Below are 21397 nucleotides of genomic sequence, written 5' to 3'. Positions count from 1 at the left end.
GGTTGTATTGTATTAGGCTGGCTTTCTAGTGATTTTTATAGAGAATCGCAAAAATATGGTAAGATTCAGGCAGAGTATGAATCATTTATCATTTACTACAGTATGCATGCGGGAGGTACAAGATGATTGATATTTGGATTAAGCTTTTTGGCCTTTCATGTATTGTTGTGGCTACTTACGTATTTTATTTTAGAAAAAAAGAGTCCCGCTACAATGCGGCCCAACAAGAAAAAAACGTAATACTTAGTAACTTGCGTTCCGAACTTCACGAGAAGAATCATGTAAAGCAGGAAGATAAGATTAAAGATTTAGATACTATCCTAGATCTTGAGCGGAAAAATAAAGAAGCAATTGAGAAAAAGCTCGAAGAAGTGAGCAAACAGTTAGCTAAAGTTTACTCGAATAGCACAGTCACTGAAATGGAACATGTTTCAGGCTCATTTGCTGCCGCAATGGAGAACTTTGTAGCTAAACAGAAAAAAAATGAAACAATTAGTGACGAAGCCTTAATGTATCAAAACTTACTTGTGTTTAACAAACCAGAGGAAGATAACTCACTTCTTGAGTCGTACATTTATGATGTTAAAAATGACACACATATTGGCCCTGAAAATGCCAGTATTCAAACGTATATGCGTTCTCACATTCAATATTGTTTAACTAACATTCCAGATTCTATTCGTAACTTTTCTATTCGTTTCCACAGATAGTTTATACGATTTGTAGTTTGGTTATTATTAAAGGCTCCTTTCGGAGCCTTTTTTAAATCAAGTTCCTTAATCTGATTCGATGCTAAAATCTTCACACGCGCACTTTAATCCGTATAACCATAAATAATTCTGAATTGTCCCACCAGCGCCCCACTTTAGTTGGGGCATAATACCAACCAGTAAAAACAATCACTTATAGCTTGGGTGTATATACCACGCAAATCTATACTCACGTTATCGAGCGCGGGGCTGGTGGTGTGTTGAGTCCATTATCCAGCCTTTAGAAAAACAAAGCCACCTCGAAAGGTGGCTTTGTTTTATAACTCTTTATTGACGAACACCGAGTTTCACATTGCCTTTTGAATCAAACCAAAGTGCTTGCGAACGGCGACGTCCTATTAGTATCGGACCATCGTCATAAAAGAGAAAGTTCTTCCAGTGCTTTTTAAAAATAGACCATTTCGTTTCGATGACATTGTACTTCTCGTAGCAAAAGTAAACGGTCACATCGTCTTGCCAATCGATATGTGCCTCAACTTCCGCTGGCATGTCAGGATCATCCGACTCCCAGGCAGCCATCCAATCCACAGTTTCAGACCAATTCGCCTCATTCATTGGCCAGTCTTGGGAACTAAGTCTATCCATATCAGGGCTTTGAGCACTGATATTTTCTTTCCAAAATTGTGCTGAACGGGCTTGGCTCATCGGCTTAATAAAAGCCAAATCTTCTTCTGGCACAGGCATCGACTGATGCGTAAAAATCCATTTTCTTTGGTATTCATCCAAAGGCAAATAAGACATTCAGTCTCCTTTATTACGATTTCAGCCAACCTTTCTCTGTGGCTTCTTCAATCAACTCTTTCGCTTTGTCCCATAAGGTAACAGAGCCAAATTCAATTCGTTTATTAATGGTAAGTGCTTGTTCGCGTGAGACACCATGTTCCTTCCAACTCTGACCATTATTATGGTAGTTCAAGAGCATTGGAATTAACCGATCGAGTGCTTTTGCATACTTAGCATCATCGGTCTGCGCGGCTTCAAATTCATGCCAAAGCGCCAATAGCTCTTGCTCCTGATCGCTGGGTAACATACCAAACAAGCGCTCTGCAGCTCTAATTTCTTTTTCTGCTTGCTCTTGAGACGCAGCAGTATCATAAACAAAGGTATCGCCCGCGTCGATCTCTACTACGTCATGTATCAATAACATTTTCATCACTCGGCAAATATCAACAGGTGCATTCGCATGCTCTTCCATCAATATTGCCATCAGTGCGACATGCCAACTATGCTCACCACTATTTTCGAGGCGCCCTTCAGCACTTTTAACTCGAGTCCGGCGCAAAATGCTTTTGAGTTTATCGAGCTCGATTACAAGTGCTAACTGCTTTTCCAATCGTTCCATACTATCGCCCTTCTGGCTGCCAATTCGGATTAATAAGCGACGTTAGAACGTGGTCTTGCCACTCACCATTAATCAAAAGGTAATCTTTTGCATACCCTTCTCGGTTGAAACCTACATGCTCTAGCACAGCTTCACTGCGTTTATTGTGAGGCATGTAGCCAGCTTGAATACGATGCAGTTTCTGAACGTTAAACATGTAGTCGCAAGCCATGGTTAATCCACGACGCATATAACCATGCCCTTGCGCTTTTTCAGCGAGAGAATATCCGACGTTACAAGAATAAAAAGGAAAACGACTCAAACTACTAAAGGATATCGTACCTAGCATTTCACCCGAAGAGGCTCTGACTAAAAGGCAATAATACCCCAATCCCATTCGATGCAGCTCATTGAGCTTGATAAGCTTTTGCAACCAACCGTTCACTGAGAAAAAAGCCTCTTCACGTTTCGGTTCAAACGGTTTCAGGTATTCTCGGTTGGCTTGAAAATATTCGGCAATCATATCTGCGTCACCGATTTCAGCGGTACGAAGAAGCAAGTCACCGTCCAACTTATGAACGGCGATAGATGAGCTGTTATCTTCCATTACAAATGATTAATTCCGTCTTTTCGTTCAATTCGATTAATTCTTACGGATACCGTAATCACGCAGTTTATTAGCGATTGAGGTATGCGATACATTTAAGCGCTTAGCAAGCTTGCGGCTTGATGGGAATGACTGATACAAACGTTCCAGAACTTGAGATTCATAATCACGCATGATCTCATCCAATGAACCGTCGATGTTAAGCGTTGCACTACCAGCGCCGACTGACTGAGGCTGAGGTAAATTGAAGTGATCCGCGTTTAGTATACCACCATCCATTTCCGTGAGCGCTCGAAGAACCATGTTATCCAGCTGGCGCATGTTTCCTGGCCACTGATAATTTGCAAGGGCATCAACTAGACCATCATCAAACTCTGGCTTATCAATCCCAAGCTGTTGAGCATGTTTCGCGACGAACAACTCAAGCAATGGTGCAACGTCGTTTGAGCGCTTACGTAACGGAGGAATGCTGAGCGTAAGTACGTTGAGGCGATAATACAAATCTTCACGGAACATTCCTGCTTCAGAAAGCTCGGCAAGGTTATGTTTTGTTGAAGCGATGATACGAACATCGACATGCATCTCATCTTCTGCACCGACACGACGGAAATTACCATCCTGTAGAAAACGTAACAGCTTGATTTGAAGGTGCGAACTCATTTCACCGATTTCATCAAGAAATACCGTCCCGCCATTTGCTTGCTCAAAGATGCCTTTGTGGCCTTGTTCATGATTAAATGAACCCGGCGCATGACCAAAAAGTTCGGTTTCTGCTACATCGTCAGGCATCGAAGCACAACTCAAAACTAGGAATGGCTTGCTCGCACGGCTAGAACGACTGTGGCAAGCTTTAGCAAGCATTTCTTTACCGGTCCCCGTTTCGCCCTCAATCAACAATGGTTGGTCAAGCACAGACAGCTTCTTAGCTTGGTTCATTAGTGCTTTATGACGGTTCGATATACCAACAAAGTGCTCAAAACCCAGAGGATTATGCAGCGGTAGTGCTTCTTCAATTCTGGCAACTTGCTGACTAGAGCGAATCGTCATTAGAGTACTCGCTAGAGTCGAGTTTTGCGCTTCGTCTCGGATATAAACGGGCATCAACTCTAGAACATAGTCCAAGCCATCAATCACAAGGTTTTCCCGCGTTCGACCATTAACACCTTCAGACCAACGAGAGAAACGAACACTTGGTAACAAAGCACCGATTTGAGTACCAATCACTTCTTGCTTGTGAAGGCCAAGCAATGAAAGTGCAGACATGTTTGCCATGTCTACGGCACCTTTAAGATCAATGGCAAAAACCGGATCGGGCAAGTTATCAACTAACGAGAGCAGCTCCGTATTGTGGCGCTCCATCGGCATAAACTGGATTTTACGTACGTCTTTCACCCCCGGAATACGGCGGATTTCAGCCATCAGCTCACTAAACGTATCAAAATCAATATCCGGGCAATTCAAATAGATAATACCGCTAATATCGATTTCGATACCACGCAAGTCGATGCTTTTAGACGCTAAAATATCGAGCAGTTCTCGGGTCAAGCCGAGTCGATCTTCACATAAGACTTCAAGACGCACTTAAAATATCCCAATTCACAACTGTCAGGAAAAGTTGACAGTAGTTTCTATCATGCTTGGAATGGCGTCAAGCAATCCTATCCATCAAAGTTGATATTCGTTACGGTTTCATCGTAATTGATGCAACTTTCGCCGCCACTGCCTTGCGTATGGTGCCCAACTTAACCTGACGGTCAGGATACCAGGGTAGTGGACGCAATAAGGTCATCGCTTTCAAGCCCAAACGTGCCGTTAGAATACCAACACCGAGTCCCTGCCCTGCACGAGCAGAGACTTTGCCAGCAAGATCCATCGACATCAAATCCATACTGGCATCAATAGCAAGCTCACTGGCACCAGCCGCCGCCATATTGACAAATACCGCTCTTAGTAACTTGATGCGAGAGGCATAACCTAGCTCTACCCCATATACCTTGGAGAGGTTGTCGATCATTTTGAAATTTCGCCAAGCCACCAGCAACATATCAGCGGCAGCCAGAGGGCTCACGGCGACTAGGGCCGCACACTCGGTTGCGTGCTGTGATACGATTTTCGTTGCCAACTTGTCTTGTTGGCCCACCACCATCGAGTCATACATATCAAGGATTTCAGCGTCACTATGAGCAGGGTTAATACTGTTCTGCCAACGATCAAAGCCCGGATTCTCTGCCATCACACCACTTTGTTCTGCCACTGTTTCACAAAAGGCTTTCCCTTTCCCAACGCTCTCACTATTAACAAGTGCTTCTGCTTCTTCTTGAACACTAAAATGATTTCGTAGTTTTCGCAGTTTCCAAAGCTCTTTACCCATAGCTCCTAAACCAAGCGAAGCGATCGCAGCAATAAACCCCGTCCAGCTTAAGGCTAGCCAATCAGAAGCCTGAATTGCGGTTATAACCGAGTCCACCGCTTGCCAGCCAACCAAACCAGCAAAAGTTGCAAATGCGCCAGTCGCAAGCCATTTTCTGCCCGGTTTTGGACGAATGACATGCTCGAGTTGCAATTCCTGTTCGGTCTCCTGGTGCGCTTCTTTAACTTCAACAGGTACAAATGTTTCTTTTTCGCCGAATGTTTGCTGCGCCGTCAACTCCGGTTGATTCGATTGCAGCTCTTTTTCCATCGCCTTTTCAGAGAAAACTTGTTTTTGCTTCAACTCACTCATTTCAATTTATCTCCAATCAGGTAATCCAGTGCTTTGTCTAAGCGTATGTGCTTCACTGGCTCATCATTCGGTGAGGGCATTGGACGGAATGACGTAAAATCAAACCCGTTGTTTTGCCAATAAGCCGCATTTGGTAGCTTTTTCGGCACTTCTCCCGGAAACATCGTCATCGGCTCACCATCCAACGTCGTACCCTGTAACGCCGGAATCGTCTTATCTCCAGAAGAAATAAATCCTGTCGTGGTTGATTGGATAGAAGCGATACTCATGCAACTCATCTCGATATTCTCGTAGGCTGCGGTTTGCCACGCTGGATGCACCATTTGTTGTAGCAAAGACACCAAATTTGGGTGCTGATCGGGCGTGATATGATCCGCTTTTGTGGCAGCAAACAGCACTTTGTCGATTTTTGGTGAGAATAAACGGCGCAAAAAGCTACTACGACCATAACGGAAGCTATGCATGATCTGTTCTAGCGCTTGGCGCATGTCGTAAAACGCTTCATCACCAGCATTGAGAGGCTGCAAACAATCCACCAGTACAATCTGGCGATCGAAGGTCGCAAAATGATGCTTATAAAACGCTTTCACGACTTTCTGTTGGTATTCCTGAAAACGGGCTTCGAGCATCGCTAAGTTACTGCCCTTGGGCGCTTTGCTTTCCGAATCAGCACGACACGGAAAAAACTGTAGCACCGGCGCGCCTGCTAGCTCACCAGGTAATACAAAGCGGCCAGGCTGAACCCAATGAAGGCCAGCGTCTTTACAGGCATGAAGGTACTCGGTGTATGTGTGTGCAACTTTCTCAAGTAGTTTCTCATTCACTTCTGCATAGAGGTCCACTTTCTCTAGTTCAGAAAGCCAAGCTTTGGCTAAATCGCCACGCTGGCCTTTAAGTGCATCAAACTGAGTTTGCGACCACGTTGCAAAGTCCATGTCCAATAAAGGCAGGTCGAGCAACCACTCTCCTGGATAGTCGATAATATCAACATTTAAAATTGCGGTTTTACTCAACAGCTTTTTCGTGGTTTTATTTGGTTTGTACTTGAGCGCTAAGCGAATCTCACTCACATCACGTGTCGGTACTGGCCACTGAGGTGGAGTAGCATGAATTTGGCTCATCGCCTCATCGTAAGCAAAGCGTGGCACCATCATATTCGATTGAGGCTCACGTTTCGCTCCAATAAGGCGCTTATCTCTAGCCGCAGCCAAAAGAGGCAAATTGTCATGGGTTGCAGTATGAAGAAGCTGATTCACTAATGACGTGATGAATGCCGTCTTACCGGCACGAGAAAGTCCGGTGACAGCAATTCGAACATTAGAGTCCATACCTCTGTTGATAAAGTCATTAACTTCTTTCTTTATTCTCTTCATTACGCTTCTTTATCTTGCTCCGCTCTAAAACAACGTTATCAGCAACTTCGGGTATTAATCTATGAATACTGTTCTATCCCGAATTCTATGAGTTTAACTTTATATACCTTAATAAAAGATGAACAAAACATCCGGCTTAATGCTGTGTTAAAAAAGAAAAGCCCCTGAGTGGTTCAGAGGCTTACTTAATCTACAGCATTAGTAACTCTATATGCGCTGATTACTATGTTAAACAGGAACCCGCTTTCTTTAAGCCTAGTCGTCTTCGATTAACTTATAGATAACAAATAGAGCGATTTCCAAAATCAACCACAACACACATGTGATGGTCACGTACTTTTCATCAAAGATGCTGATACCGTGAAGAATCAAGTCATAGCCAACAAAGCCACCTATCACTACAGCAAGAATAATTTGTAGAATCTGAATAAAACGAGGCATGCCGTCTCCTAATTATTGTTCGCATAACGTTTGATTGCTATGCCTAAAGGTTTATATCCTTAATTATATAGACAAAAAGTGCAGGTTTCGCTGCACTTTTGTCAATTGTTTGCTAGGTAAATCAGCACCTTGTCACATTCTCTCTACTGAGACGCAGCAAGATTGCCCTTTGCCTTATGCTTCCATCTCTTGAATTTTCACTTTCCAAGTGTCTGGACCAATTTGGTGCGCGTTAACACCATTTGAGTCGACAGCCACTGTTACTGGCATATCTTCAACTTCAAATTCGTAAATCGCTTCCATACCTAAATCTTCAAATGCGACAACGCGAGCTTTCTTGATCGCTTTCGCCACCAAGTACGCAGCGCCACCGACAGCCATTAGGTAAACCGCTTTGTGGTTCTTGATAGATTCAACCGTTGCAGGGCCACGCTCAGCTTTACCGATCATGCCCATGATGCCGGTCTTTTCTAGCATCATGTCGGTGAATTTATCCATACGCGTAGATGTTGTTGGGCCAGCAGGACCAACGACTTCATCACCAACTGCATCAACAGGGCCTACGTAGTAAATGAACTTACCGTTTAGATCTACGCCTTCAGGCAGACCTTCGCCATTATCTAGCATGCCTTGAATACGTTTATGCGCAGCATCACGACCAGTCAGAATTTTACCTGATAGAAGAACCGTTTCGCCTGTCTTCCACTCTTGTACTTCTTCTTTAGTAATTGTATCTAAGTTTACGCGACGCGTATTTTCGCCCGCTTCCCAAGTGATGTCTGGCCAATCTTCTAGTTTAGGTGGTGTTAGCTCTGCTGGGCCGCTACCATCAAGCGTGAAGTGCACGTGACGAGTCGCCGCACAGTTCGGGATCAAACAAACAGGCTTAGAAGCCGCGTGCGTTGGCGCAGTTTTGATTTTAACGTCGACAACAGTCGTCAAACCGCCAAGACCTTGCGCACCGATACCAAGTTTGTTCACGCGATTGAAGATATCCAAACGAAGCTCTTCTTCTGCGTTTTGTGGGCCACGGTCAATAAGCTCTTGAATATCGATGTGTTCCATTAGAGATTCTTTTGCCAATACCGCTGCTTTTTCAGCCGTACCGCCGATACCAATGCCAAGCATGCCAGGAGGACACCAGCCCGCCCCCATTGTTGGTAGCGTTTTTTCTACCCACTCAGCAATATCGTCAGATGGGTTTAGCATCACCATCTTAGTTTTGTTTTCGCTACCGCCGCCCTTCGCAGCGATCTGAATTTCAACTTTATCGCCCGGAACCATGTTGATATGTACGACGGCAGGCGTGTTGTCTTTGGTATTAATACGTTTACCAGCAGGGTCCATAAGTACTGACGCACGCAACGGGTTATCAGGGTTCGTGTACGCTTGTCGAACACCTTCATCTACCATCTGCTGAACCGTCATGTCGGTCGAATCCCATTGCACGCCCATACCGATGTTGACGAAACACGTCACAATACCAGTATCCTGACAAATTGGACGGTGACCTTCTGCGGACATTCGGGAGTTAATTAAGATCTGAGCAATCGCGTCTTTAGCGGCTTGGCTCTCTTCGCGGTGATAGGCTTTTTCAAGAGCTTGAACAAAGTCTAGCGGGTGGTAGTAAGAAATATACTGTAGCGCATCAGCGACACTGCTGATGACATCCTGCTTGCGTATTACCGTCATTACATGCCTCGTTATAGTTATGCTTCCATTATTGGCTTGGCTTCAATCGTGTTTGTTGAGCTTATTGCTCTTTTGAGCTTCGTTTTTTATAAACAATTGTCGAACGGCTGATATCGACACACGAAATGCTGAAGTTGCCTACTTGTAAACCATCTCAAAACCCTATGAATAGAGGGAGTTTGGCTATACAGAGGAATATGATACTCTTGCTGCCCATGACATGCCATGCAGTGAACGATCTCTTTGTCACAAATTACACAAATGAACAACATGGACAATCAATTCATTGATTTTAAAGCGCTGGAATACGCACCAGAGTTTGCTCTTCACCTTTTTTCTCGCATTCAACACCTACCTTGGGCGATGTTGCTGCGTTCTGCATCAAAAACGCATATCGATAGCCGCTTCGATGTGTTGGTCGCCAACCCGATTGCAACGTTAGAAACCACTGCCGACAACACACAAGTTGAAACGCCATCGAATGCCTATTCAACTCAAGATGACCCATTCACGCTGCTTCATCAGTTGCAAGAACAGTGGCTTCCTCACGTAGAGTTAAATAAAGAATTGGATTTGCCTTTTGTCGGCGGTGCGCTCGGTTACTTCAGTTACGATTTAGGTCGCCGCGTAGAAACGATGCCAGAAGTGGCAGAAAAAGATCTCAACACGCCGGATATGGCGGTAGGTCTGTATGAATGGGCCGTTGTTGTTGACCACCAGCTAAAAAAAGCATGCTTAGTCGGTCAGAACATCGAGCAAGCTTGGCAATGGTTAAACGAGCAAAAAGCAGAACAAACCGTTGACTTCGCTTTGTCTGGTGATTGGCAGTCAAACATGACGAAAGAGAGCTACGCCACTCGCTTTGACAAGGTGCAAGAATACTTGTTGAGCGGTGACTGTTATCAGATCAATTTGGCGCAGCGCTTTAACGCACCGTATCAAGGCAGCGAGTGGCAAGCGTATCTGAAATTGGAGTCCGCCAACCAAGCGCCATTCTCAGCGTTTATCCGTATGCCTGAGTCTTCGATTTTGAGTATCTCTCCAGAGCGCTTTTTAGAGCTCAAAGATCGCGTCATTGAAACAAAACCAATCAAAGGTACTCGCCCACGCAGCGAAGATCCAAAGCAAGATAACGCTAATGCCCATGACTTGCAGACAGCGGAAAAAGATCAGGCAGAAAACCTGATGATTGTCGATTTGCTGCGTAATGATATTGGTCGAGTTGCATCACCGGGTAGCGTTCACGTTCCAAAGCTGTTCGATATTGAAAGCTTCCCTGCTGTGCATCATTTGGTGAGCACCATTCGTGCAAATTTGGATGAACAATACGCTCCTGCGGATTTGCTGCGAGCGTGTTTTCCAGGCGGTTCAATTACGGGAGCACCTAAAGTTCGCGCAATGCAGATCATTGAAGAACTTGAGCCGCATCGACGCAGCGCGTATTGCGGCAGTATTGGCTACATTTCACGCCATGGTCGTATGGACACCAGCATTACTATCCGAACTCTTGTAGCGGAAAAAAACAAACTTTACGCTTGGGCTGGCGGCGGCGTCGTGGCAGATAGCGATTGCGCCTCTGAGTATCAAGAAACGTTGGATAAGCTTTCAAAGATTTTGCCAGCGCTGCAATCGTAGATTTCAACCGCGGACAACGTCGCTTAATGCTAGTGACGAAAACAATCTAAAACGCCTCTAGAACGGATAATGCCGCTCGTTTAACAGCGAGTGGCATATTTCTGTATCTCATCACCCTGCACAACGACGAAGGAGCGTGATACAGGTTCTTCTATTCAAGCACTTTGTGGTCAAATTTGTTTCATTACCCGCTCATCGTGCTGCTACTAGATTCTTAGTCTCGCCAAGGCTCGCTAGAATGACCCAAAAAACATCGTTAAATGATCGGCATTATCCGGTGTGGTGCGTTTTTTTGTGTGTTTTATTTGCATGTACTTTAGCTTTTAGCCGTTGGCCAACAAACATACTTTTTAAGAGGCAGCGTTTACTGCTCAAGCCACTTACACATAATCTGTTCGATATCGGTTGCGGTGTACGGCTTAGTGAGGATGTCGTCCATGCCTGAATCAATGCACTTTTGACGCTCTTCGATGGTAGTGCCAGCGGTTAATGCAATAATAGGATGAGTAAAGCCACGCTCTCTCAGATACATCGTCGCCTCATAACCATCCATTTCAGGCATTCGGCAGTCCATGAATATCAGTTCGTAGTCTTTACTTTTCACCGCTTCTAATGCTTCTTTTCCGTTGGCTTTTAAATCAGGTGTAATGTCGAGTTTTTTCAGCATTTGAGTAACAATGACTTGATTCATTCTGATGTCATCAACCACTAATATTGAGCGTCCTGCTAAATCGCTTCGCTCTATGGTGACCAATTCCCCCTCTGCTGTGCCTTGTGCTTGCCCTTCCTCAAGAGGAATAGCAACTTTAAAAGTTGTCCCTTTGCGCTCTTCACTCTCAAAGCTAATTTGACCTTGCATCAAATCCACGAGGTTTTTACAAATCGCGAGACCTAAACCTGAGCCTTCAAAGCTGCGTTTCGCCGAGCGATCAACTTGGACAAATGGATCAAATAGTGACGGCTGTGCTTTTATTGGGATGCCAATACCAGTGTCTTCAACCTCAAAATAAGCCGTGCCGTTAAGCCATTCCACCCGTAACACGACACCACCCAAGTGAGTAAACTTAATCGCGTTTCCCACCAAGTTAACCAAAATTTGTGTAATGCGCTCTAAGTCACCGACTAAAAATTCTGGAATCCCCAGCTTTTTGTCGATAGAGAAATGGATGCGTTTTTCCGCAGCCTTAGCTGCAAATACACCCATGATGGCTTTTTCAAGCTCCTCCCAGGCAAAAACTTTATGTATGATTTCCATCATACCGGCATTCATCTTACTGAAATCAAGAAGATCATTAATGATAACTCTCAATAAGTCCCCTGATTGAATAAGATTACTCAAGTATTGACGCTGCTCTTCTTCTAATTGGGTTCGACTCAATAACTCCGCACTACCCAATACGCCATTGAGAGGAGTTCGCAGCTCATGGTTAATCATGGCGACAAACTCCTTCGTCGCTTTTTCTGATTCCTCAGCCCGCTTTCTCAGCTCGACCTCTCGCTCTAAACTTAAGTGTCGACCAATAACACCATGAACTAAGTCAGACACGAGCTCCATCTGTTTGGAAATAAAAGACTGATCGATTTGATCTTGCAACACGGAGAAAATCAACTCCCCAACCGTTTCCCCATCAATGATAACGGGCAAATGCAAATTCTCTCCCTGCCAATTAGGAGTGGTGAAAATCTCGTTGTTATGACGAAGCTGTAAGTGACCAAAGTGATGACGACGCAATGAGCTCAGCTTTGTAGCGTCAAGAAACAAGTAAGCCGCAGAAATGATCGAGTTAGAAGTGAGCTGCTCAATAAAGCTCGCTATCATTGCTTCATCGAACGTGCTCGATAAAAAAGTACGACCGAACTTAATCAACGTCGCATCAATTTGCTCTTCAAACTCAAACTTACGAAGATCCTTTTTAGATTTCAGCTCCAGCTTTTTCAATGCAACACTGAGTTGCTGGTTGGATTCATATAACTCTAAGCTTTTCTGTTCCAACAGCTGCTCAGCTGCTTTTCTTGATGCAACTTCTCGTTTGAGTTTCCTTTCTAATGAGGAACTTCCCGTCATATCGTTCTTATTGAGCCTCTAACCAAAAACGTACTTTGCTACCATCTTCTGACTGATTTTGATGTTTGATATGAACTACCTCACCAAAATGCGCAGCACAGCCTTTTATCAATCCTAAGCATACGTGAGACATACATCTTGCGCTGTGGTAGTCAAATACCAATTGGGATTGGTTTTCACTAATGAAATCAAATTGCGGAGGGTTAGCATCAGGATAGAGCTTCTTAACTTCGACATGAATAAAGTCTTCAACATGGCGAACAAATTGAAACGTCGTTTCACACTGTTGCAAACTGGCGTGACTAGGAATGGAGCGAAGTAAATTCAAAAAGACGCACTCTCCAAACACTTCTTGCAGTTGCTCGGGGGGAACACCAGATACTTTACTGAGATTCACGATCAACTTAACCAAGTCTTTGTGATCGTAACTACCAACAGCGGTGTAAACACCTTCATCGTTAGAAAGATCGAGAACTTGGTCTAACACATCAAGACCGAATTTCTCTTCTACTAACTCCATGAACTCGGTGAAAATAATCCCTTTCATTGGCCAATACTTGTCCTATAGTGACGTCCTAAAATAAAGAATGGTGTATAACCTTATAAGTTTCAAATTAATATGTTCAAGCAGAGTGAGACACACAACACAAAGAGGGAAAGTGCTGGCGAGTGCTTTAATGCGAATGTTTTATTTGGTAACCAGTAACGATAACGCCATACGCTTTGCCGTCTTTGAGTATAATAAATAATGGTTAGGCACGATAAATAAGGACTCAGTTTGGTTATCGACAAAACTCATTTACTACAGAACTTTCAATTTCGGCTTCCAACGGGCTACCACAAAGAGTCCCTTGCTCGACTGAAATGGATGAAAGAAAAGTCCCTGAGAGATGCGGCAGTCTTAATCGGTTTTGTGGAACGCGATGACGGGTTACAAGTCATTCTGACTAAGCGTGCAGCCCACTTACGCCATCATCCGGGACAAATCAGCTTTCCCGGTGGCAAATATGAGCAGGAAGATATTCAGCTCGTGAATACAGCTTTAAGGGAAACCAAAGAAGAAGTTGGGATAGAAGATGAGCATATTCATGTGTTTGGTCAACTGCCTACACTACCAACGATTAGTCAATTTAATGTGACACCTTTTTTGGCTTTTGTTTCTCCGGAATATAAAACGCATATTGACCCAAATGAAGTAGAGTCAGTTTTTGAGGTTCCTGCCAACCATATTCTGAACCCCAAAAAATTGTATAGCACCAAATTTGACCTAAAAAGAAGCAGTCATCGTGTATTTGCTATCCCATATAGACAGCATTTCATCTGGGGCATGACGGCACAAATTATCGAATCAATGCAAAAACATATTATTTCACATTAAACAGTTGTTGATATCGGTGCTTTTATAGGCGCGATCATTATGCGCATCAATATTAATAAAACGTTGCTTCATAAACATTCATTCACATTAGATTAATTTTCCATTTTCACCGCAAACGCTTGCGGTGAAATAAATTTATACAAACAGCCCTATTGATAAGTTTTTCTAATTTTACTCATTAGCAGAAATCACGAGTAGCACATCATTTTCGTGATAAAAAGCAGGTTTTTGACATATCATTCAATAAGCGTAAGCAATAAATGATTTAGATCTAATTTTCCTAGTGTAAAATCTTGCAAAATTACTCCCGACTTATTTCCTGTTCCCAAAATGAGTAACTAAAAAATGAATACAACTACTTCTGCGGTTTCTACCGCACAATCGTCTAGTAAGTTTTCTTACAAAGACTTTACCTGGTGTCTGTCCCTTTTTGGTACGGCAGTAGGTGCAGGTGTACTGTTCCTTCCTATTAAAGCAGGTGCAGGTGGCTTCTGGCCATTAGTAATCCTAGCCCTAATTGCAGCACCAATGACTTGGTTCGCACACAAATCTTTAGCTCGTTTCGTTCTTTCTGCGAAAAACCCTGAAGCGGACATCACCGACACAGTAGAAGAGCACTTTGGTAAGACTGGCGCAAACCTTATTACGTTCGCTTACTTCTTCGCTATCTACCCAATCGTACTTATCTACGGTGTTGGTATCACAAACACAGTTGACTCTTTCCTAGTTAACCAAATGGGCATGGAATCTATTCCTCGCTGGCTACTTTCTGGTGCACTTATTGCTGCAATGACAGCAGGCGTAGTATTCGGTAAAGAGCTTATGCTGAAAGCAACTTCAGCAATGGTTTACCCTCTCGTGTTCATCCTACTAGCATTGTCTGTATACCTAATTCCTGGTTGGAACACTTCAATGATGGAAGTGTCACCTGACTGGGGTGCAATGCCAGCTATCGTTTGGCTAGCAATCCCTGTTATTGTGTTCTCTTTCAACCACAGCCCAATCATTTCTCAGTTCTCTAAAGAGCAACGTCGTGTATACGGTGATGACGCAGTTAAGAAAACTGACGCTATCACCGGTGGCGCAGCAATGATGCTGATGGGCTTTGTTATGTTCTTCGTTTTCTCTGTTGTACTTTCTCTGTCTCCAGAGCAACTAGCAACAGCGCAAGAGCAAAACATCTCTGTTCTTTCTTACCTAGCAAACGTGCATGAATCTCCACTGATCTCTTACATGGGTCCATTGGTTGCTTTCGCAGCGATCACCTCTAGCTACTTTGGCCACTTCTTAGGCGCGCACGAAGGTCTAGTTGGTCTAGTGAAATCTCGTTCAAAATCACCAGTAAGCAAGATCGAGAAGATGTCTCTAATCTTCATTGTAATCACAACTTGGATCGTTGCTATCGTTAACCCAAGCATCCTAGGTATGATTGAAACAATGGGTGCACCGATGATTGCGGCAATCCTATTCTTGATGCCAATCTTCGCAATGCAAAAAGTTCCTGCGATGGCTAAGTACAAAACTTCAGCACCTGTGCAAATTTTCACAGCAATCTGTGGTCTTGCTGCAATTAGTTCTGTAATCTACGGCGCTCTTTAATCATCTCTGCCCAGTGCAGTATGATTAATCCAAAAATATAACGATAAAATTAAGCCTCCCAACTCCCCTTGGGAGGCTTTCTTCTGAGGTAATCGATATGATTAGTGTTTTTGATATCTATAAAATCGGTGTTGGACCTTCAAGCTCACACACTGTAGGCCCAATGAAAGCGGGTAAAGAGTTTATTGATGATCTTCGTGCAATGGGAAAACTGCGCGACATCACTAAAATCACCGTTGACGTTTATGGATCACTATCACTGACAGGGAAAGGTCACCACACAGATATTGCTATCATCATGGGTCTTGCAGGCAACACTCCTGAGAAAGTTGATATCGATTCTATCCCGGGCTTTATCGCTCGTGTAGAAGAAACTGAACGCCTTCCTGTTGGCATGCACTGTCACACAGTATCGTTCCCACGTGAAGGTGGAATGAACTTCCACAAAACAAACCTAGAGCTACACGAAAACGGCATGCAGATCCACGCTTGGATTGATGACGAAAAAGCGTACTCAAAAACTTACTACTCTATCGGCGGTGGTTTCATCGTTGATGAAGAAAATTTCGGTAAAGAAGCTGAGAACCCAGTAAAAGTACCTTACCCGTTTACAACGGCAGAGGAACTGGTTAACCAATGCCACGAAAGTGGATTGTCCATCAGCGCACTAACCATGAAGAATGAGCATGCGCTTCATTCAGATGAAGAAACTCGTACTTATTTCGCGAACATCTGGCGCACAATGCGCGAGTGTATGGATCGCGGTATGAATGAAGAAGGTATTTTGCCTGGTCCACTACGCGTGCCTCGTCGTGCAGCAGCACTTCGCCAGCAGCTACTTACTTCAGAAAAGACGACAAACGACCCAATGTCTGTTGTTGATTGGGTAAACATGTTTGCTTTCGCAGTAAACGAAGAGAACGCAGCAGGTGGCCGCGTTGTTACAGCACCAACTAACGGTGCGTGTGGCATCATCCCTGCGGTACTGGCTTACTACGATAAGTTCATCCAAACTGTGACTGAAAAAGATTACATCCGTTACTTTGCAGCTTCTGGCGCAATCGGAGGTCTTTACAAGCGTAACGCGTCTATCTCTGGTGCAGAGGTTGGCTGTCAGGGTGAAGTTGGCGTGGCATGTTCTATGGCAGCAGCAGGCCTTGCTGAGCTTATGGGTGGTAGCCCTGAGCAAGTATGTATGGCAGCAGAAATCGCGATGGAGCACAACTTAGGTCTAACGTGTGACCCAGTTGCAGGTCAGGTTCAGGTTCCATGTATTGAGCGTAACGGTATTGCGGCAGTAAAAGCAATCAACTCTACTCGCATGGCACTACGTCGCTCTTCAGCTCCAACTGTTTCTCTAGATAAGGTTATCGAAACCATGCTAGAAACAGGTAAAGACATGAACGCGAAATACCGCGAAACATCTCAAGGTGGTCTAGCAATCAAAGTGATTTGCTAACACGCCTTTCTGAATACCAATCAAAACCCGAGTTTATGCTCGGGTTTTTTTATACCTAAAAAACCCAGGAAAATGCGTTATCAGGACAAGTAAAAAAAACCTAAAACGTTGAATATATCCAAATATTATGGATATCTCAGTAAAAAATCACATCTCTTCCCTAGCTTTATTGATAACGTAGCCAAAAATTAAACTTGGAGCACATCAACACATGATTAGGTTTGAAATTGGAAACCAAATCTGCGTTTGCTTGTCCGAAAACGAAATATCTCTAGAGCTCAATCAGTCACTCCACCACTCCATTCCTGTCAACCCAAATGAGTACGCCATTCTGTCAACTATCGCCACATACGGCAGTTTAAATACGCCGATTAGTCAGCGGTTAATAGAAAGCAAAATCACTCAACAATACAAAATGACACTGCCTGAAAATGGCTTTAAAAACGCGGTGGCCGCTCTAAGAAAGAAATTTCGCAAGCTCACGGAAGAACATTTAACCACTAACAAAAACATTATCGAAAACATTCACCGGACCGGATACTTCATCCCTTTTACTATGCAAAACAACCATCAGAATGGCATCGAACATCAACAGAAGATCAATCAATACACAACCAATAGTCTTCGCAAAGCGCTTCGTATTTGCCTGCGTAATAAAAAGATCTATTCAGAAGCAATGTGGGTTGTGTTGATCACTGCGATCATTTTCTTTGCTATCTGTTACTACGCGATAAACAGCATCGTTAAACATAATTATCTGGATAACGCCTTCGAAATTGCAGAGAACCTTTCCCGCAGGAGTTGCTTTGCTAATGAAAGCGAACTGAAGTCACTATTTGACAATGTGAAGTTGGTGGAATCGAGCATGATGCTAGATCGTTTCAATATTCGATGCTTAGTCACTCCAGAAACCGTTGTCCCTGTCAGCAAAAAAGCCTTTGAAGAGTGGAGTAACAATAACAATTACACGACCCAATCATTTGACTTAAATAACGCAACTGTTTTGGTTCGTGTTAAAAACATTAACTTATCCGACAATGTTGAAAATCATATTTCACGTTTTTTTCTTTCCGGTATGAAGCTATCAACGAATACCGGAACGTCGTTAGAGATTGGTAACACCAATGAACGCTTTTTCAATTATCACGTAAAGAATAGTGGCTATAAAGAGGTGTATTACATCTCTGGACCGTTTCAAAGTATCATTCTACTGAGCTTACTTTTTCTCATTATACTGCGTCACCGCTCCCTACAAGCCTTTATGGCTTACTTGTGCGCAATTCGACAATTCAAAATAAAACTGGAACCGATTTATAACACTTCGGCACAAAAGATTGTGCACTACGAAGCCCTCTCCCGGTTTAAGGTAAAAAATACGCAACGGTTTATTGAAACACTGATCCGCAATGGATTGCTGCTAACTCATACCTTACTGGTGATTGATTCGATCTACACCAAACAAAAAGCGTTGCCCATCCCTATCAGCATTAACGTTTGTCCTTCTTTGCTGCGAGGGCGTAACTTTTCAATCCTATATAGAGAGCTATCTAATCGGGATTGCCGTTTGCTGACAATCGAAATCACAGAAAATGCATCGATGTACTATACCTCTGAGATTTATGGCAATGTCGCAAAACTAAAAGCTCTGGATTGTAAAATCAGTATTGATGACTTTGGCACCGGCAATAATAACGTGGCGCTTATCAGCAAGCTGAATCCGGACTACCTCAAAATCGACCGAGAATTTGTTATTGGCCTAAAATCTGATGATAAAAAGATAGAAACCTTGCGTCAGTTAATTGCTATGGGCAATACGTATCGCTGCACGGTCATTGTTGAAGGCGTAGAAACGGCAGACAGTGCTCACTTACTCACAACATTGGGCGCCTATATTCACCAAGGTTATTATTACCCTCTTCATTGCTAGCTTTTCTTCACTCGGTTAGTTACTTAAAATAGATTTAATACTCTATAAAAACTCGTGGTGGCATAACGGTATGCCGCCAATTTGTGATTGAGCGATGATTGCGATTAAACCCACCAAACTGAAAGATTTTTCAAGTTTGATGCAATTGGATGTGCAAGAAGAGCAAAAAGGATTTTTTACACCGTTTGAAATGGCTTATCAAAAACGTAGTAAGTCAGAGGCGTTCTTTACGATTTATTCTGATGACCTATTAGTAGGCTATCTTGTTATCGATAAAGGTTTCTCCCAACATGCGCCGTTTGCTAAACGATACGAACTGGAGCTTAAATACTTGATGATTGATCAACATTTCCAACGTCAAGGGGTTGGGAGTGAGGCATTGCGTAAACTCTTCCTTTATGCGTATACCATTAACCCTAAAAGCACCTCTCTTTGCGCCACTGTTCCACAAAGTCAGCAATACGCTATCAGTTTTTTTGATGCGTGCGGATTCATTAATACAGAGGAAACAACATTGGGTGATAATGAAAAAGAATGGATTCTACGACACCCATTAAGCTAGCTGGTGAAGCATAATCAAAATTGGGCCATTCAGATACAACAAAGGCAAGCTTCTCGCTTGCCTTTGTTTAATGCTCAATAGAAAGTGACTTATTCGCCTTTGTAAATACAACCCGCTGTGCACGTTTCTTTGATTTCGACTTTACTTAGCAGTGGTAAGCTTGGCTTAAGCTGCTGCCAAATCCATTTTGCTAACACTTCGCTAGTCGGGTTCTCTAACCCTTCAATGTCGTTTAGGTAGTAATGGTCTAAGCGATTGTAAATTGGTTTAAATGCAGCTTTGATCTCTGCAAAATCCACTACCCAACCTGTATGTGGATCAACTTCACCTTCTACATAAAGACGAACAAGGAAAGAGTGTCCGTGCAAACGACCACACTTGTGACCTTCTGGTACGTGTGGCAAATGGTGTGCTGCTTCGAACATAAACTCTTTGTATATTTCTGACAAATGGGATGACAACTTTATAAACCTCTGTTTTATATAGACTTTTACAGCAATAAAATAGTGTGTACATGAACTCATATACACGCCTATATACACACTGTATTTTTTCGTGCTCCCCGATATACACACAAATCGGCGTGATTTAAGAAAAGGATCGGGCAAACACGAAACGATAATGTGGTCATTATCGTCGGCTAAGAGGCAATGCGCAAGTGAGTTAAACTGATATACACAACATCCGGCCACCAGCTATACACACACCAAAAAGCACAAAAAAAGGGAGCACTTTCGCGTTCCCCTTTAATCAATAAATTAGAATCATATCTATCAGAGATAGTGGCCGGATTGCCACGCAAAGCATATCTGTTACGACTCTTCTTTATTGCTATTGTTGATAAACTTGGCTGCTTCAAGCAGCTTGGCCGCCTTCATCACTGTTCGCTGAATAAACTCCTTCGCAGCTTCATCCAAAGCTTCACATTCCATAAGCGTAGCGACCACTCTAAGGTCATTTGACGTATATTTCATTTTTTTCTCCTTAAAAGCCGAGTGGTTTACTGTCAAATAATTTACCAAAGAATTAGCAAGTTCTAAATAATGAAAAACAAAAATAGATTGGCTACCGACATAAGTGAAATTACTTAACGAAATATGCGTCTAATTTCGCGAATTTCATAACAAATCGGAAACGCGCATAAGCTACCAGACTACTGTTTATATATCCAGTTCTTTATAGCTATTTAGAGGTATTTTTTTATACATATTTGATAAAAAGCAAAAAGCCGCAATTTAGCGGCTTTTTATGGCATTTAGATGTTTCTTAGCGCTCTGAAACGGCATATTCTTCGAATTTCGGCTATTGCTGCGCTGGTGGAATCACCCTTGATTTTCTCATAGATACAGTCATCGGTTTGGGCTGCAATTTTGGCTTGAGCCTCTTCTATTTGACGCTCAATTTTGTCGCGATCAAGGTTAGTAACCAAATCACCATGAACACCCAACTCAACCTCATAGAACTTGCAAACCTTATACTTTTCGATTTGCTCTTTTAGCTCCACCTCACGCATTGCACTATTAAAGTCAAGTTCCGACTTACCAAAGCCATGCATTTCAGCAACTTTGGCTCTGCCATATTCAAGCGCTTCTTCATCCGACAAACCATTATCAACACCTTGCGCAACATTGATTTTAAAGTCACGCGAGTACAGTTTGCTCTCCATCAAACGTGCATAATGATAATCATACGGGTTTCGTTGTTCCGTTACCGTCGGGCAACGTGGTGGTTGCGCTGCGGTGGCGCACGACGCGCCACCAGCTAAACCCAAAATCATTGCTGTTAAAATGCTTTTACTAGCGATCATTTTAGATCTCTCCATACTTCTTTTCTAAGCACTCCATTA

Annotated in this window: 20 protein-coding genes; 7 read left to right on the top strand and 13 right to left on the bottom strand. The window is 43.2% G+C overall.

The genetic code is table 11. From position 1 onward, the window contains the following. The first annotated feature begins 122 nt into the window (after positions 1-122). Positions 123-710 (top strand): hypothetical protein, encoded by a 588-nt coding sequence (locus R7Q09_RS02350; protein WP_140154890.1) that lies wholly within the window; start codon positions 123-125, stop codon positions 708-710. 327 nt (positions 711-1037) lie between these two features. Here the strand turns inward: R7Q09_RS02350 and R7Q09_RS02340 are convergent, their stop codons facing one another. The 8 genes from R7Q09_RS02340 to R7Q09_RS02305 form a co-directional block, all read right to left on the bottom strand. After that, a complete protein-coding gene (locus R7Q09_RS02340) occupies positions 1038-1511 on the bottom strand; it encodes a DUF2947 domain-containing protein (protein WP_031781188.1) in 474 nt (157 codons plus the stop codon). Positions 1512-1524: 13 nt separating this feature from the next. After that, entirely contained in the window at positions 1525-2112 is a 588-nt protein-coding gene (locus R7Q09_RS02335; protein WP_005376917.1) for an HD domain-containing protein, read from the bottom strand. Between the two features lies 1 nt (position 2113). Further along, positions 2114-2698 (bottom strand): ribosomal protein S5-alanine N-acetyltransferase, encoded by a 585-nt coding sequence (gene rimJ / locus R7Q09_RS02330; RefSeq protein ID WP_005376916.1) that lies wholly within the window; start codon positions 2696-2698, stop codon positions 2114-2116. Between the two features lie 36 nt (positions 2699-2734). Beyond that, on the bottom strand, positions 2735-4279 hold the full coding sequence (tyrR, locus tag R7Q09_RS02325) for a transcriptional regulator TyrR (protein ID WP_005376914.1): 1545 nt from the start codon (positions 4277-4279) through the stop codon (positions 2735-2737). Positions 4280-4379: 100 nt separating this feature from the next. Next, entirely contained in the window at positions 4380-5420 is a 1041-nt protein-coding gene (locus tag R7Q09_RS02320; protein ID WP_318071017.1) for a TIGR01620 family protein, read from the bottom strand. After that, positions 5417-6793 carry a YcjX family protein gene (locus R7Q09_RS02315; protein ID WP_318071018.1) on the bottom strand — a complete coding sequence of 459 codons (1377 nt, stop codon included), beginning with the start codon at positions 6791-6793 and terminating at the stop codon, positions 5417-5419. Before R7Q09_RS02315 ends, R7Q09_RS02320 begins: the two co-directional genes overlap by 4 nt. 255 nt (positions 6794-7048) lie before the next feature. Then, positions 7049-7234 carry a hypothetical protein gene (locus R7Q09_RS02310; RefSeq protein WP_005376906.1) on the bottom strand — a complete coding sequence of 62 codons (186 nt, stop codon included), beginning with the start codon at positions 7232-7234 and terminating at the stop codon, positions 7049-7051. Positions 7235-7408: 174 nt separating this feature from the next. After that, complete coding sequence (locus R7Q09_RS02305; protein WP_005376905.1) at positions 7409-8926, bottom strand: fumarate hydratase; 1518 nt, start codon at positions 8924-8926, stop codon at positions 7409-7411. A 270-nt stretch (positions 8927-9196) separates the two neighbouring features. On the opposite strand from R7Q09_RS02305, the gene pabB reads away from it, so the two are divergent. After that, entirely contained in the window at positions 9197-10561 is a 1365-nt protein-coding gene (gene pabB, locus R7Q09_RS02300; protein ID WP_318071019.1) for an aminodeoxychorismate synthase component 1, read from the top strand. Between the two features lie 364 nt (positions 10562-10925). On the opposite strand, the gene R7Q09_RS02295 is transcribed toward pabB, so the two are convergent. Both R7Q09_RS02295 and R7Q09_RS02290 read right to left on the bottom strand, forming a co-directional pair. Then, positions 10926-12626, bottom strand: coding sequence for an ATP-binding protein (locus R7Q09_RS02295; protein ID WP_318071020.1), 1701 nt, complete (start codon positions 12624-12626; stop codon positions 10926-10928). Between the two features lie 7 nt (positions 12627-12633). After that, positions 12634-13173, bottom strand: coding sequence for a heme NO-binding domain-containing protein (locus R7Q09_RS02290; protein ID WP_005388282.1), 540 nt, complete (start codon positions 13171-13173; stop codon positions 12634-12636). A gap of 231 nt (positions 13174-13404) precedes the next feature. Between R7Q09_RS02290 and R7Q09_RS02285 the strand changes: the two genes are divergently transcribed. The 5 genes from R7Q09_RS02285 (at position 13405) to R7Q09_RS02265 (ending at position 19551) form a co-directional block, all read left to right on the top strand. Further along, entirely contained in the window at positions 13405-14004 is a 600-nt protein-coding gene (locus R7Q09_RS02285; protein WP_005376901.1) for a CoA pyrophosphatase, read from the top strand. A gap of 345 nt (positions 14005-14349) precedes the next feature. Continuing rightward, positions 14350-15603 carry an aromatic amino acid transport family protein gene (locus R7Q09_RS02280; RefSeq protein WP_005388284.1) on the top strand — a complete coding sequence of 418 codons (1254 nt, stop codon included), beginning with the start codon at positions 14350-14352 and terminating at the stop codon, positions 15601-15603. 97 nt (positions 15604-15700) lie between these two features. Beyond that, on the top strand, positions 15701-17062 hold the full coding sequence (locus R7Q09_RS02275; protein ID WP_005376899.1) for an L-serine ammonia-lyase: 1362 nt from the start codon (positions 15701-15703) through the stop codon (positions 17060-17062). Between the two features lie 211 nt (positions 17063-17273). Further along, a complete protein-coding gene (locus R7Q09_RS02270; RefSeq protein ID WP_017820447.1) occupies positions 17274-18989 on the top strand; it encodes an EAL domain-containing protein in 1716 nt (571 codons plus the stop codon). A gap of 94 nt (positions 18990-19083) precedes the next feature. Beyond that, complete coding sequence (locus R7Q09_RS02265) at positions 19084-19551, top strand: GNAT family N-acetyltransferase (protein WP_064368577.1); 468 nt, start codon at positions 19084-19086, stop codon at positions 19549-19551. Between the two features lie 89 nt (positions 19552-19640). Here R7Q09_RS02265 and queD read toward each other — a convergent pair whose 3' ends face one another. From queD to R7Q09_RS02250, 3 genes are all read right to left on the bottom strand, one after another. Continuing rightward, positions 19641-20012: a 6-carboxytetrahydropterin synthase QueD gene (queD, locus tag R7Q09_RS02260; RefSeq protein WP_167394193.1), complete on the bottom strand. Its 372-nt coding sequence runs from the start codon at positions 20010-20012 to the stop codon at positions 19641-19643. A 351-nt stretch (positions 20013-20363) separates the two neighbouring features. Continuing rightward, entirely contained in the window at positions 20364-20525 is a 162-nt protein-coding gene (locus tag R7Q09_RS02255) for a hypothetical protein (RefSeq protein ID WP_153904392.1), read from the bottom strand. Between the two features lie 281 nt (positions 20526-20806). Next, positions 20807-21358, bottom strand: a complete 552-nt coding sequence (locus R7Q09_RS02250) for a hypothetical protein (RefSeq protein ID WP_140305950.1) — start codon at positions 21356-21358, stop codon at positions 20807-20809. Positions 21359-21397 lie beyond the last annotated feature (39 nt).

The sequence above is a fragment of the Vibrio sp. 2130-1 genome, assembly GCF_033339515.1.
The sequence above is the reverse complement of the archived record's forward strand: the minus strand, read 5'-3'. Positions and strand labels throughout refer to the sequence as shown.